Source organism: Paraburkholderia ribeironis, assembly GCF_900019265.1.
GTDB lineage: Bacteria > Pseudomonadota > Gammaproteobacteria > Burkholderiales > Burkholderiaceae > Paraburkholderia > Paraburkholderia ribeironis.
Genome location: NZ_CYGX02000010.1, coordinates 1 through 14,466, shown reverse-complemented (window position 1 = coordinate 14,466; position 14,466 = coordinate 1). Strand labels below are relative to the sequence as shown.

The 14,466-nt window shown below is 63.3% G+C and carries 11 protein-coding genes; 8 read left to right on the top strand and 3 right to left on the bottom strand.

Annotation, left to right across the window (positions count from 1 at the left end; all coding sequences use genetic code 11):
- The first annotated feature begins 76 nt into the window (after positions 1-76).
- From BN2475_RS04745 to purU, 5 genes are all read left to right on the top strand, one after another.
- A complete protein-coding gene (locus BN2475_RS04745; RefSeq protein WP_094778418.1) occupies positions 77-2,080 on the top strand; it encodes a monovalent cation:proton antiporter family protein in 2,004 nt (667 codons plus the stop codon).
- An 86-nt stretch (positions 2,081-2,166) separates the two neighbouring features.
- On the top strand, positions 2,167-2,733 hold the full coding sequence (locus tag BN2475_RS04740) for an adenine phosphoribosyltransferase (RefSeq protein ID WP_094778417.1): 567 nt from the start codon (positions 2,167-2,169) through the stop codon (positions 2,731-2,733).
- Between the two features lie 48 nt (positions 2,734-2,781).
- A complete protein-coding gene (locus BN2475_RS04735) occupies positions 2,782-3,396 on the top strand; it encodes a LysE family translocator (RefSeq protein WP_094778416.1) in 615 nt (204 codons plus the stop codon).
- 60 nt (positions 3,397-3,456) lie between these two features.
- Positions 3,457-4,305, top strand: coding sequence for an NUDIX hydrolase (locus BN2475_RS04730; RefSeq protein WP_094778415.1), 849 nt, complete (start codon positions 3,457-3,459; stop codon positions 4,303-4,305).
- Positions 4,306-4,390: 85 nt separating this feature from the next.
- Positions 4,391-5,260, top strand: coding sequence for a formyltetrahydrofolate deformylase (purU, locus tag BN2475_RS04725; RefSeq protein ID WP_094778546.1), 870 nt, complete (start codon positions 4,391-4,393; stop codon positions 5,258-5,260).
- A 109-nt stretch (positions 5,261-5,369) separates the two neighbouring features.
- Here purU and BN2475_RS04720 read toward each other — a convergent pair whose 3' ends face one another.
- From BN2475_RS04720 to uvrA, 3 genes are all read right to left on the bottom strand, one after another.
- Complete coding sequence (locus BN2475_RS04720; RefSeq protein WP_094778414.1) at positions 5,370-6,596, bottom strand: PepSY-associated TM helix domain-containing protein; 1,227 nt, start codon at positions 6,594-6,596, stop codon at positions 5,370-5,372.
- Positions 6,597-6,810: 214 nt separating this feature from the next.
- Positions 6,811-7,902 (bottom strand): AI-2E family transporter, encoded by a 1,092-nt coding sequence (locus BN2475_RS04715; RefSeq protein ID WP_094778413.1) that lies wholly within the window; start codon positions 7,900-7,902, stop codon positions 6,811-6,813.
- A gap of 34 nt (positions 7,903-7,936) precedes the next feature.
- Entirely contained in the window at positions 7,937-10,810 is a 2,874-nt protein-coding gene (gene uvrA / locus BN2475_RS04710; protein WP_094778412.1) for an excinuclease ABC subunit UvrA, read from the bottom strand.
- A gap of 343 nt (positions 10,811-11,153) precedes the next feature.
- On the opposite strand from uvrA, the gene BN2475_RS04705 reads away from it, so the two are divergent.
- The 3 genes from BN2475_RS04705 (at position 11,154) to BN2475_RS04695 (ending at position 14,392) form a co-directional block, all read left to right on the top strand.
- Positions 11,154-12,341 carry an MFS transporter gene (locus tag BN2475_RS04705; protein ID WP_094778411.1) on the top strand — a complete coding sequence of 396 codons (1,188 nt, stop codon included), beginning with the start codon at positions 11,154-11,156 and terminating at the stop codon, positions 12,339-12,341.
- Between the two features lie 158 nt (positions 12,342-12,499).
- Entirely contained in the window at positions 12,500-13,033 is a 534-nt protein-coding gene (locus BN2475_RS04700) for a single-stranded DNA-binding protein (RefSeq protein WP_094778410.1), read from the top strand.
- A gap of 309 nt (positions 13,034-13,342) precedes the next feature.
- Entirely contained in the window at positions 13,343-14,392 is a 1,050-nt protein-coding gene (locus BN2475_RS04695; RefSeq protein WP_159444522.1) for a site-specific integrase, read from the top strand.
- Positions 14,393-14,466 lie beyond the last annotated feature (74 nt).

Below are 14,466 nucleotides of genomic sequence, written 5' to 3'. Positions count from 1 at the left end.
TCAACCTTGTCGCGCGGTGTTGCGCGTACGCGGTTCCGCTGACGAACGAGGACGCTTTACCGATGCGTTTTTGCCGATGATTTCCCCGCTCGAGATGACGCTCTTCCTGCTGCTGGCATCGGTAGCGGGCGTGGTGATTTTTCGCTTTCTGAATCTTCCGCCGATGCTCGGCTATCTGACGGTCGGCATCGTCGTCGGGCCGCACGCACTCGGTCTGATTCCCGACTCGGCAGGCGCGCAGAACCTCGCCGAATTCGGCGTGGTGTTCCTGATGTTTTCGATCGGGCTGGAGTTTTCGCTGTCCAAGCTGCGCACGATGCGCCGGGCCGTGTTCGGTCTCGGTCTGTTGCAGGTGCTCGGCACGATCGGGGTGGCGGTGTCGCTCGGCTTCGTGCTGGAGCGCTGGGTGCATATCACGTGGCAGGCGAGCGTGGCGCTGGGCGGCGCGCTCGCCATGTCGTCGACGGCGATCGTCAGCAAGATGCTGGCCGAGCGGCTCGAGATCGAAACCGAGCATGGCCGCAATATCTTCGGCGTGCTGCTGTTTCAGGATCTGGCGGTGGTGCCGCTCCTGATCATCATCGCGGCGCTGGGCGGCAGATCGGAAAACCTGGTCAGCGCGCTCGGGGTCGCGGCCATCAAGATCGTCGTGGCGTTGGCGCTGCTGCTGATCGTCGGGCAGCGCTTCATGACGCGCTGGTTCAACGTGGTCGCGCGGCGCCGCTCGCAGGAACTGTTCGTTCTCAATCTGCTGCTGGTGACGCTCGGCGCGGCGTTCATCACGGACAAGTTCGGGCTGTCGCTCGCGCTCGGCGCGTTCATCGCCGGCATGTTGATCGCCGAGACGCCGTATCGGCATCAGGTGGAGGAGGACATCAAGCCGTTTCGCGACGTGCTGCTCGGCCTTTTCTTCGTCACCACCGGCATGCTGCTGAATCCACGCGTGATCTGGGAGCATCCGCTGGTCGTGCTCGGCTTCCTGATCGGCCCGACCCTGCTGAAGGCGGTGATGATCACGGGGCTGTCGCGCGTGTTCGGCGCGACGCCGGGCGTCGCGATGCGCACCGGTATCGGCCTCGCGCAAGCGGGCGAATTCGGCTTCGTGCTGCTCAATCTGATTCTCGACCGGCATCTGGTCGACGCCACTTTGCTGCAGGCGATTCTCGCGGCGATGCTGCTGTCGATGCTGGCCGCGCCGTTCCTGATCCAGAACGCCGACCGGATCGTGCTGCGGCTGTCGTCGACTGAATGGATGATGCAGTCGTTGCAGATGACGCGCATCGCGACGCAAAGCCTCAAGCAGAGCGGCCACGTCATCATTTGCGGCTACGGCCGGGCCGGGCAGAATCTGGCGCGCATGCTCGAGCACGAAGGTTTGTCGTATGTCGCGCTCGACCTCGACCCCGATCGCGTCGCAGCGGCTGCCGCGGCCGGCGAATCGGTCGTGTTCGGCGATGCGGGGCGGCGCGAGTCGCTGCTCGCCGCCGGTATCCATCGTGCGGCCGCGATCGCCATCACCTACGCGAACACCCCGTCCGCATTGCGTGTTCTGCACAACATCCACGAGCTGGAGCCGACCCTGCCGGTGATCGTGCGCACGGTGGACGACGCCGACCTGGAAAAGCTGCTGGCCGCCGGCGCGACCGAAGTGATTCCGGAAATCGTCGAGGGCAGTCTGATGCTGGCCTCGCACACGTTGGTCGTGATGGGCGTGCCGATGCGGCGCGTGGTGCGGCGCGTCGAGGAAATGCGTGACGAACGCTATGCGCTGCTGCGCGGCTACTTCCACGGCGCCGACGACATGGAAGACGACGACGGTCACGAACAGGTGCGGCTACAATCGGTGCCGATCGACGCCAACGCGGACGCGGTGGGCCGCACACTGGCGGATCTCGGCCTGTTCGAGCTGGGTGTGGAAGTGACCGCGATCCGGCGGCACGGCATTCGCGGCGTCGAGCCGGACCCGTCCACCAAGCTGCGCGCGAGCGACATCGTGGTGTTGCGCGGCCTGCCCGAACAACTGGCGCAAGCCGAGGAACGGCTCTCGAAGCACCGCCGCGCGGGCGCCGCCGCGGCCTGACGCAGGCGCCCGAAGTGGCGCGGCTCGCGCCCCGCGGCCCTCTACTGGCTTTTCATCGGACCCATCGAGGTCCATCTGGAGACATCATGTCCAACGCGCTCGAGAGCGCGCCGCTCGATGCGGCCGAATACATCAGAAGCCACATTCGCACGGTGCCCGACTGGCCGCAGCCGGGCGTGCAGTTTCGCGACATCACACCGCTGCTGCAGGAGCCGAAGTCGTTGCGCGTGCTGGTCGACCTGTTCGTACAGCGCTATATCGACGCGAAGCTCGACTACATCGCCGGGCTGGATGCGCGCGGGTTCATCATCGGGCCGATTCTCGCGCATGAGTTGAACCTCGGCTTCATTCCGATCCGCAAGGCCGGCAAACTGCCGTACAAGCGGCTGTCGCAATCGTACGAACTCGAATACGGCACCGCGACCGTCGAGATTCACGAGGACGCCTGCAAGGCCGGCGACCGGATCGTTATCATCGACGACCTGATCGCGACCGGCGGCACGATGATGGCCGGCAAGCTGCTGCTCGAGCGGCTCGGCGCGGTCGTCGTCGAAGGCGCGGCGATCATCGATCTGCCCGAGCTCGGCGGCTCGCAGCTGCTGCGCGACGGCGGCCTCGCGCTCTATACGGCGATCAGTTTCGACGGTCATTGAGCGAGCGCCGCGAAGCGCGTTCCGCTGCACATCTAGAAGGTAACGACGATGCCCAACTTCCTGCTGTTTCTCGCCACGTCGATCGCGATTACCGTGGCGCCCGGTCCGGACAATCTGCAAGTACTGGCGCGCGGCATCTCGCAGGGCCGCGCGGCGGGACTGGTTGCCGCGCTCGGCTTCGCGGCCGGCATCACGGTTCACACGACGCTGGCCGCGCTCGGCGTGGCCGCGCTGCTGCGCTCGTCGCCGCTCGCGTTCGAAGCGATCAAGCTGGCCGGCGCCGCATATCTGGTCTGGATCGGCATCAAGGCGCTGCGCAGCCAGGGCCTCGCGACCGCACATCAGCGCGCGCCGCAGCCGTTGACCACGGTGTTTCGCCAGAGCGTGCTCGGCAATCTGCTCAACCCGAAGGTGACGCTGTTCTTCGTCGTGTTCCTGCCGCAGTTCGTGCAGCCGCACGGCACGCAAAGCGTCACGCTGCAGATGCTCGAACTCGGCGTGCTGTTCATGTTGCAGACGGTGGTGGTGTTTTCGCTGTTCGGCGTGTGCGCGGGGATCATCGGCGGCTGGCTCAAGCGGCGGCCGCGCGTGGGCATGTGGCTCGATCGTCTGGCCGGCGCGACGTTCATCGCGATCGGGGTTCGCGTCGCGTTGCGTGACTGACCTGGGCGAGCGGGCGATCGCCGTCTGCGGGGTGCGTACCTGAACCAGCTGGAGCTTTGAATGACTTTGCCTTGCATCACCGCCGCGCGCCGCTTCGATGCCGACGCGCATCGGCCGTTCCGGATCGGCGCCGAACAGGTCGGCTGGATTCGCGCGAGCGATGTGCCGTTGCTCGCGCGCTGGCCCGATGTGTTCGAGACCGACGGCGGCCATGTCACGCTCGCCAGTGCGTTCGATACCGTCGATCTGCGTAGCGCAGCGCTCGGCTCCGTGATCGGTGCGCTCGCTGCTGAAGGCCGCATTCCCGGCTGGCGCGACGAGACTTACGCGATCCGCAATGCGTTCGATGCGCCGCCGCTCGCGTATATCGAACGCGCGGCGTCGCGCTTCTTCGGCACGCAGACCTACGCGGTGCATCTGAACGGCGTCGTAGAATACGCGGATCGAGCGCCGCAATTGTGGATCGCGCGCCGCAGCGACACCAAGGCGACCGACCCGGGCATGCTCGACAATGTCGTTGCGGGCGGGATCGGCTGGGGCTTCGGCATCGAGGCGACGATCATCAAGGAGTGCTGGGAAGAAGCCGGCATTCCCGAGCACATTGCGGCGCGCGCCGTGGCGGGCCGCACCGCGCACGTGCTGCAATCGCTGCCGGAAGGCACGCAGGCCGAACAGATCTTCATCTACGACCTCACGCTGCCGGCCGATTTCGCGCCGCGCAATCAGGACGGCGAAGTGGGCGAACACCAGCTTGCGCGAATCGATGAAGTGGCGCGCTGGATCGAAGAGGGCGCGCTGACGGTGGATGCGAGTCTCGCCACGCTGGATTGCCTGTTGCGCCGCCGCTGGATCGATGAAGATGCGTGCGCGGGCATCGAAGCGTTGTTCGCGCCGCCGGCGTTCGCTTAGGTGTTCGCTCAGGCGCTCGCCTTCATCGCCTTCACGCAGTACAGACTGAACAAACCACGCATTGAAGAAGGGAGTCACCCAGGTCATGTCGACCGATCACAGCTTTATCCTCAAACTGTCGTGCGCCGACCGGCCCGGCATCGTTCACGCAGTGTCAGGTTTTCTGTTCGAGCGTGGCAGCAATATTCTCGACTCCGCGCAGTTCGGTGATATCCGCACGGGCGAGTTCTTCATGCGCGTGCATTTTCAGCAGGTGGGCGGCGATCCGGGCCTGGAGGCGTTGCGCAAGTCGTTCGCGACGCTCGCCGAACAGTTCGGCATGAGCTGGGAACTGCATGATGCGTCGGTGAAGCCGCGCGTGGTGATTATGGTGTCGAAGATCGGTCACTGCCTGAACGATCTGCTGTTCCGCTACCGCACCGGTCAACTGGGTATCGAGATTCCGGCGATCATCTCGAACCACAAGGAGTTCTATCAGCTCGCCGCCAGCTACGACATTCCGTTCCATCATTTTCCGTTGCTGGGCGGCACGCCCGACGCGAAGGCCGCGCAGGAAGCGCGCGTGCTGGAAGTGATCGACGAACATCAGGTGGATCTGGTGGTGCTTGCGCGCTACATGCAGATTCTGTCGCCGAAGCTGTGCGAAGCGCTCGCCGGCCGCGCGATCAACATTCACCACTCGTTCCTGCCGAGCTTCAAGGGCGCGAAGCCGTATTACCAGGCGTTCGACCGCGGTGTGAAGCTGATCGGCGCGACTGCCCATTACGTGACGACGGATCTCGACGAAGGTCCGATCATCGAGCAGGAAGTGGAGCGCGTCGATCACAGCATGACGCCGGAGCAATTGACGGCGATCGGCCGCGACGTTGAATGCGTGACGCTCGCGCGTGCGGTGCGGTGGCATGTGGAGCATCGCGTCGTGTTGAACGGCAGCAAGACGGTCGTGTTCCGGTAGGCGCGGCTGATGTGCTCGATGTGCTCGATGCGCGCTTAGCAAGCGGCGGCGTCCCCCCATACCGTCCGCCAGAGGCGGGGTCCTGGAACGATGCCGGTGCAACCTCACCCTACGACCGTGCCGCCGACCCGCCCGTGTGCCGCGCTAGAGCGGCGTTTTGTGCCGAACGGCGGCGCGCGTTCAGCTTCTTCAGCCAGATCAGCAGTCCTGTTGCGCTCAGCACCGCGACCGCGAGGCCGACCGCGCTGACCAGAATCCGTCCGCCGAGACCAAGGATGCGTCCCGAGTGCAGCGGGAATTGCACCTGCATGAAGATGTCGCCCGCTGTGCCCTTGCCGGGAATCTGCGCGCCGAGTGGTTTGCCGGTGATGGCGTCCCAATACATCCACGGGTTGCCGAGGCCGATGTCGCCGTGATCGTTGCCGGGCGCGTAGAAGCCCACGCCATACACGTGCAGCAATTGCGCGTAATAGATGCCGCCCGGCGGCACGGCGAGATTCATCGCGCGGCCGGCCTGCTCGGCCAATTGCGCGATCCGCTCGCGGCTCAACACCTGATCGCCGGGCTGCGGAGCGCGCAGGATCTCGGGGTTGTTGGTCGGGTCCGGCGTGAGCGTCGACAGCGTCGAGACGACTGGCCGCACCACCGGTGCCGATAGATTCATCGACACCGAGGTCAGCGCGACGATCATCAGCAAGCCCCAGATCCAGACGCCGCCGGAGCGATGCAGGTCGAAGGTGAGCGCATAGCCGCCGCGCCCGAGGCGGAACGCGAACGACTTGCGCCACGCCTTGAAGCTCGGAAACGACAGCCAGAGCGCGATCATGCTGTCGAACAGCCACATGATGCCGACGATCCCCATCAGCCACGTGCCGGTATCGATGCCGCCGGTGAACGGCAGGTGCAGCGTGTAGTGCAGCTTATAAATGAACGGAATCAGGTTGAGCCGCGCGAGCGATACGGCGCCCCATTCGCGGCGCCCCTGAATGCGGCCGGTGGCCGGATCGACGGCGATCTGATTGAAGTCGAGCGGGTAGGGCTGTTTCGTCGCGGGGTCAGTGCGCGGCAGCACCATCATCTGCAGCGTGTGGCCGGGTTCGGTGGCGAGCGGCAGATAGGTCACCTGCAGACGCGGATCGGCGGCTTCCACACGGCGTGCCAGTTCCAGGCCGGACAGCGCTGGGCCGGCCGTGCGCGCTTTGAAGAACGACGGGTTCAGCGCCGCATCGAGCTCGTGGTCCCACGCGATGATCGCGCCGGTGAGGCCGGCAATGAACAGAAACAGCGCGGTGGCGACGCCAAACCAGCGGTGCAGACGGACGAGTTGGCTTCTCATGCGCGAGCCGGCCGGGCCGAGCAGGAATTCTGACGGGGTGTCACGAGGTAGGTATTCTGTAAATGGGAATTATTCGCATCTTAGGGGCTGACGCGATCTACCGCAAGTTTCCCGTCGATGCGACCTGTCGCTTGCGCTTTGCCTGGGCGCAAGCGAAGGGCAAAAAAAAGCGGCACTGCAGTGCCGCCCCGCTTTGCCCGTTCAGGCGCCCGGTTCACACCAGCCGCAGGTAGATCAGTTCCCGCTTGATATACGCGTAGAAGATTGGCGCCGCGATGACGCCGGGCATGCCGAACGCGGCTTCCATCACGAGCATCGCGATCAGCAATTCCCAAGCGCGCGCCTCGATCTGTCCACCGACGATTCGCGCATTCAGGAAGTACTCGAGTTTGTGAATCAGGATCAGAAACACCAGCGACATGACCGCCGCCGGAAAGCTCACCGAGAGCGCCACCGCGACGATGATCGTATTCGAGATCAGATTGCCGATCACCGGAAGCAAGCCGACGATGAACGTCACCAGCACCAGTGTTTTCGACAGCGGCAACTGGTCGTGAAAGATCGGCAGGATCACCAGCAGGAAGATGGCGGTGAAGGCAGCGTTGATCGCTGAGATCTTCACCTGGGCGAACACGATGCGGCGGAATGCGTCGGCGAAACGGGTCACGCGCGTGACGAACGCCGTGGACAGTGGCAGCCGCTGCATATGCTTCTGCGCGCCGACCGCGATGATCGCGCCAATGATCATGCCGATCAGGATGTGCGTGAAGGCGCGCGCCGCGGTCGTGCCGCCTTGTTGCAGCATGTTGGCGTGCGTGTGCATCAGCTCTTCCGCCTTGGCCTTCATCTGTTCGGTGTCGACTGGCAGATAGTTGGCGATGAATTGCGGAATCCGGCCGCGCGCCTGATCGATCAGTTGCATGGCCTGGTCGAGCAGCTTTTGCACGCTCGGCACGTCGTTCTCGAAATGCTCGATGATGCCAAGTGTGAGCCCCGTGAGCGCGCCGACGATCAGCGTGGACAGGATCACCACCGCGAGCCAGCGCGCCCGCATGCTCGACATATGGCGTTCGATGCGCGGCGCGATGGTGTGGACCAGCTGAAACACCAGCAGCCCGGCGAGCAATGCGCCGAGCAGCTTCAGTTCGATGACCGCCCACATACCGAACAACATCAGGACGTAACTGCCGATTTCGACTGCCGACAGCTTCGGCAGGCTCATGTCGCTAGTCAGCCTGACCGGGCGCGGGCGCAGGTCCTGCACCTGCCCCTGCCCTTCGTCGCGCGCCTGATTCCGCTTGGCCATGGCTTATCCCGTCTCCAACCCGTGTTGTGCAGCGTTACTTATTGCTGGCGGCGCGCTTGAGCAGCGGCGCCAGATACTTGCCGGTAAAACTTGCTTTCGACTTCGCAATCTGCTCGGGCGTGCCTTGAGCGATGATCTGCCCGCCACCCGCACCGCCTTCAGGACCGAGATCGATGACCCAGTCGGCTGTTTTGATTACATCGAGATTATGCTCGATGATCACGACGGTATTACCCTGGTCGCGCAATCGATGGATCACTTCCAGCAACAGCGCGATGTCGTGGAAGTGCAGGCCGGTGGTCGGCTCGTCGAGAATGTATAGCGTGCGACCGGTGTCGCGCTTGCTCAGTTCCAGAGATAGCTTGACGCGCTGCGCCTCGCCGCCCGACAGCGTGGTGGCCGACTGACCCAGCCGGATATAGCCCAGACCCACGTCCAGCAAGGTTTTCAGCTTGCGCGCGACGACCGGAACCGGCTTGAAGAACTCATACGCGGCCTCCACCGTCATGTCGAGCACTTCGCTGATGTTCTTGCCCTTGTACTGAACGTCGAGCGTTTCGCGGTTGTAGCGCTTGCCGTGACAGACGTCGCACGGCACGTACACGTCCGGCAAAAAGTGCATTTCCACCTTGAGCACGCCGTCGCCCTGGCAGGATTCGCAGCGGCCGCCCTTCACGTTGAACGAGAAACGGCCCGGGTCATAGCCGCGTTCCTTGGCCGCGGGCACGCCCGCGAACAGTTCGCGGATCGGCGTGAACAGACCCGTGTAGGTGGCCGGGTTCGAGCGCGGCGTGCGGCCGATCGGCGACTGGTCGACGTTGATGACCTTGTCGAAATGCTCGAGGCCCTCGATCGATTCATAGGGCGCCGGCTCGGTGGCCGAGCCGTACAGGTGCCGCGCCACCGCGTGATACAGCGTGTCGTTGATCAGCGTCGATTTGCCCGAACCGGACACGCCGGTCACGCACGTGAGCAGACCGACCGGCAGATCCAGCGACACGTGCCGCAGATTGTTGCCGAACGCCTCGACGATGCGCAGCCGGCGCTCGTCGGGGTCCTTGCGCTGGTCCGGGAATTCGATGGTGCGCGCGCCGGACATGTACTGGCCGGTCATCGACGCCGCGTTCGCCTGCACCTGTTTGGGCGTGCCCTCGGCGATCACCATGCCGCCGTGCTCGCCCGCGCCGGGGCCCATGTCGACCACGTAGTCGGCCATGCGGATCATGTCTTCGTCGTGCTCGACGACGATCACCGAGTTGCCCAGATCGCGCAGATGCTTGAGCGTGGAGATCAGCCGGTCGTTGTCGCGCTGGTGCAGGCCGATCGACGGTTCGTCGAGCACGTACATCACGCCGGTCAGCCCCGAGCCGATTTGCGATGCGAGGCGGATCCGTTGCGCCTCGCCGCCCGACAGCGTTTCCGCGCTGCGTTCGAGTGACAGATAATCCAGCCCGACGTTATTCAGGAACATCAGGCGCGCGACGATTTCCTTCACGACCTTGTCGGCGATTTCGCGCTTCGAGCCTTCCAGCCGCAGCGTCTGGAAATAGCCGAGCGCATCGCGCAACGGCCAGCCGCTGATTTCGAAGATGCCACGCGCGTCGCCGTCCGCGCCGACCCGCACGAAGCGCGCTTCGCGCCGCAGCCGCGTGCCGGCGCAGGCCGGGCAGGGCTGGTTGTTCTGATACTTGGCGAGCTCTTCGCGCACCGCGGCCGAATCGGTCTCGCGGTAACGCCGTTCGAGATTGGGAATGATCCCTTCGAACACGTGCTCGCGCACGGAAGTGCGGCCGCGCTCGTTGATGTACGAGAACGGAATCTCCTGCTTGCCCGAACCGAACAGCAGGATCTTGCGGACTTTCTCGGGCAGGTCTTCGACCGCTGTATCGATGTCGAAGTCGTAGAACGCCGCGAGACTTTGCAGCATCTGGAAGTAGAACTGGTTGCGCCGGTCCCAGCCCTTCACTGCGCCCGCCGCGAGCGACAGCGACGGATGCGCGACCACCCGCTTCGGATCGAAGAAGGTGATCTGGCCGAGGCCGTCGCATTCCGGGCAGGCGCCCATCGGATTGTTAAACGAGAACAGGCGCGGCTCAAGTTCCTGCAGCGAATACGAGCAGATCGGGCAGGCGAACTTCGAGCTGAACAGATGCTCGTTGTCCGTGTCCATTTCGAGCGCGATTGCGCGGCCGTCGGCGAGCCGCAGCGCCGTTTCGAACGACTCTGCGAGGCGCTGCTTCATGTCCGGGCGCACTTTCAGACGGTCGACGACGACGTCGATCGTGTGCTTGTCGTTCTTCTTCAGCTTGGGTAGTGCATCGACTTCATGGATCTTCGCGGCGCCTTCATTGGCGGTGCCGCCGCCCGAGCGCACGCGGAAACGGATGAAGCCTTGCGCCTGCATGTCCTCGAACAGCTCGACGTGCTCGCCTTTGCGGTCCGTCACCACGGGCGCGAGGATCATCAGCCTGGTCTCTTCCGGCAACGCGAGCGCCGCGTCGACCATCTGCGACACGCTTTGCGCTTCGAGCGGAATTTCGTGATCGGGACAATAGGGCGTGCCGACCCGCGCGAACAGCAGCCGCAAATAGTCGTGAATTTCGGTGACGGTGCCGACCGTGGAGCGCGGGTTGTGCGAGGTCGCTTTCTGTTCGATCGAGATCGCCGGCGACAGGCCTTCGATCAGATCGACGTCCGGTTTCTCCATCAACTGGAGGAACTGGCGCGCGTAGGCGGAGAGACTTTCGACGTAGCGCCGCTGTCCTTCCGCATAGAGCGTGTCGAACGCCAGCGACGATTTGCCCGAGCCGGAAAGGCCCGTGATGACGACGAGCTTGTGACGGGGTAGGTCGAGGTTGACGTTCTTCAGGTTGTGGGTGCGAGCCCCACGAATACGGATTTGTTCCACGGATTTATTCCATGAACTGGCGGAAAGAGAAAGAGGCTAAACCTGCTACTATAACGACTTTTCAAGGCCGCCGTTACGGCTTCCTGACAGTTGGAACAAGGCGCAAGGCAAGCTGTAAGGCAGCGGTTCAGCGCCGCGGGAAAAAGGTCTAACTGGGGCCGTTTTCCGCAAGTACAAGGCACCGCGAGGCGCTAGCGGAGGTGCGAAGGTCGCCGACGCGAACGCCGCGCGACAGGCACCCCGACATTCCGTGCTAAGCCGCCTGGTTGTGGCCGGGTTGTTGCCGTATCAACCGGCTGACTGTCTGCGGTGTGCCGTCCAGCTCATTCAAAGAACGCTCCCGATGTCCAATCCGTCCGCTACTTCAACACGCATGAGCGCGCCTGAACTGCGCGCGACCGTGTCGCTTGCCGCTATCTTTGCGTTGCGCATGCTCGGTCTCTTCATGATCATGCCGGTGTTCTCGATCTACGCGAAGACCATTCCGGGCGGCGACAACGTGCTGCTGGTGGGCATCGCGCTCGGCGCGTACGGCGTGACGCAGTCCATGCTCTACATCTTTTACGGCTGGATCTCCGACAAGGTCGGCCGCAAGCCGGTCATTGCCACGGGCCTGCTGATCTTCGCACTCGGCAGCTTCATCGCGGCGGGCGCGCATGACATGACGTGGATCATCGTCGGACGGGTGGTTCAGGGGATGGGCGCGGTGTCGTCCGCGGTGATCGCGTTCATCGCCGACCTTACCGCCGAAGAACATCGCACCAAGGCGATGGCGATGGTCGGCGGCAGTATCGGCGTGTCGTTTGCGGTGGCGATCGTCGGCGCGCCGATCGTGTTCCACTGGGTCGGCATGAGCGGTCTGTTCATGCTGGTCGGCATTTTCTCGATCCTTGCGATCGGCCTCGTACTGTGGGTGGTGCCCGATGCGCCAAAGCCGGTGCATGTGCGCGCGCCGTTCGCCGAAGTGCTGCACAACGTCGAACTGCTGCGCCTGAATTTCGGTGTGCTCGTGCTGCACGCGACGCAAACCGCGCTGTTCCTCGTCGTGCCGCGCATTCTCGAAGCGGGCGGCTTGCCGGTCGCGTCGCACTGGAAGGTGTACCTGCCGGTGATGGGCCTGTCTTTCGTGATGATGGTGCCGGCGATCATCGCCGCCGAAAAGCGCGGCAAGATGAAAATCGTGCTGCTGTCCGCGATCGGTCTTATCCTGATCGGACAGTTGTTATTGGGCGTCGCTGCGCATACGATCCTGAGTGTGGCGGCGATCCTTTTCGTGTACTTTCTCGGCTTCAATATTCTTGAGGCATCGCAGCCATCGCTGGTGTCGAAACTGGCGCCGGGAACCCGCAAGGGCGCGGCTGCCGGCGTGTACAACACCACCCAGTCGATCGGTCTTGCGCTGGGCGGGATGATCGGTGGCTGGCTGCTCAAAGTGGATGGTCAGAGCGCCGTATTCTTCGCTTGTTCGGGGCTTGTCTTTTGCTGGCTTATAATCGCCGCAAAGATGAAACAGCCGCCGCGCAAAGCGTAATAGGGAACACTCGCGGTGCACTCGGGGGCATACCCCGAACTCACCCAGAACTCATCCGGCGGCGGGCAGAGGCGCTGTTCTGGTCTCGGGCCTGCCGGCCATGAGACGCGAACCGCGTATTGCCGCGCCGCCCGCAACGGAATCAACAGGAGAAACTCATGGCATCCGTGAACAAGGTCATTCTCGTCGGCAATCTCGGCGCCGATCCGGAAGTTCGCTATCTTCCGAGCGGCGACGCAGTGGCGAACATCCGCCTTGCGACGACGGACCGGTATAAGGACAAGGCGTCCGGCGAGATGAAGGAAACCACCGAGTGGCATCGCGTGTCGTTCTTCGGCCGCCTCGCGGAAATCGTTTCGGAATATCTGAAGAAGGGCTCGTCGGTGTACCTGGAAGGGCGTATCCGCACCCGCAAGTGGCAGGCGCAGGACGGTACCGATCGCTACTCGACGGAAATCGTCGCCGAGCAGATGCAAATGCTGGGCGGGCGTGGTGGTTCGATGGGCGGCGGCGGTGGTGATGAGGGCGGTTATAGCCGCGGTGAGCCGTCGGAGCGTAGCGGTGGAGGTGGCGGTGGCCGCGCGATGTCGGGTGGCGGTTCGCGTGGTGGCAGCGGCGGTGGTGCTTCGAGCCGTCCGAGCGCGCCGGCTGGCGGCGGTTTTGATGAGATGGATGACGATATTCCGTTCTAGGCGGAACCACAGTCCGTTTTGTTAGATTTGGGCCGGAAAATCTCATGTAATCAATCGGTTACGTAGGGTTTTGCCGGCCCTTTCCTTTGGACGATTGGTTTCGATAAACGGAAGCAGCCAAAGCATGTAAATTGGCCTCAACTTCAACTGATGGAGGCTGATGCCATGTCGCCTTTGAGAGTTCGGACCTTCCGGATGAATTCGGGTGAGCGGATGGCCCTACTGGTGCACGGTTCCCGAGGGCTCCCTGTGATACCCGTAGTGCCCTATGCTCTCCGGTTGAGGGCACGCAGTGCCGCACCCGCGACGATGCGCAAGGCATTGAGCGCAGTTGCGCTCGGCCTTGACGTGTTTGCGGACCTTGGAATTGACCTCATTCAGCGCGTGGCGCAGAGGCGCTTCTTGTCGAGCGACGAGCTTATTGCTCTCGCCGAGCGTTGCCGCATTTCCGAACCTGAGTTCGGTTCCCGCCTGGTCGACCCGCACTACGCCAAGACCCGCTATCTCACGTGCGCGGACTATATCGAGTTCGTCGCTGAACCGGTCATCGCGCGTATCGCGGACGCCGTCCAGCACGATGCTGCCAATGCCGCATTGGAGAGATTCAAAAGGCGCGTCAAGCGCTTCGCTCCGAAATCGGATTCTCATTCGACGAACGATGACGGGAGCCCGAAAGAGCGACTCGGAATGACCCCTGCACAAAGGGAGTTGTTCCTACGGGTAATTCAGCCCGGTGACCCGGGCAATCCTTACAGCCTCAAGCTTCAGGTCCGTAATTGTGCGCTGCTCAAGCTGGCCTATGAACTGGGCCCTCGTGCAGGTGAGTTACTGGGTCTGAAATGCGCCGACTTCGACTTCAGTGTCCAGCCGGCCAACTTCACGATTCATCGCCGGCACGACGACCCTGACGACTACCGGGAGAACCCGGCGACGACAAAAACGAATGCGCGCATCCTGTCGCTTGACGATGATTTGCGGGACCTGCTGGACGAGTGGATAACCTATCAGCGTTCAGACCGCAGCAAGTTCCCGCACGCGCGAAAGCATCCGTACGTGTTCGTGAACTACAAGGGTGAAGAGCTGACCGACCGTGGCCTGAGAGATATCATATCGACGCTCGAGCAGCGGTATCCCGAACTAGCGCCACTGCACCCCCACATTTTCCGGCACGACTGGAACGACCGCTGGAACGAAGCCAACGAAAATTCGGCAAAGCCCGAAGAGGACCTCCGGGACCAAAAGGCGGCCATGGGGTGGTCCCATCGGTCCTCGATGCCGCAGCGATATGGCAAACGCTCTATCCGGAATTCCGCGAACCGGAAGATTGCTCGAATGCAGGCTATGGGCCGAACCAAATAGCGCAGTAATTAAGCGTTGGTGATGCGCGCGCCGGTACTCAATACTCGGCTCCATAACTGAAGTTGACCCAGAAA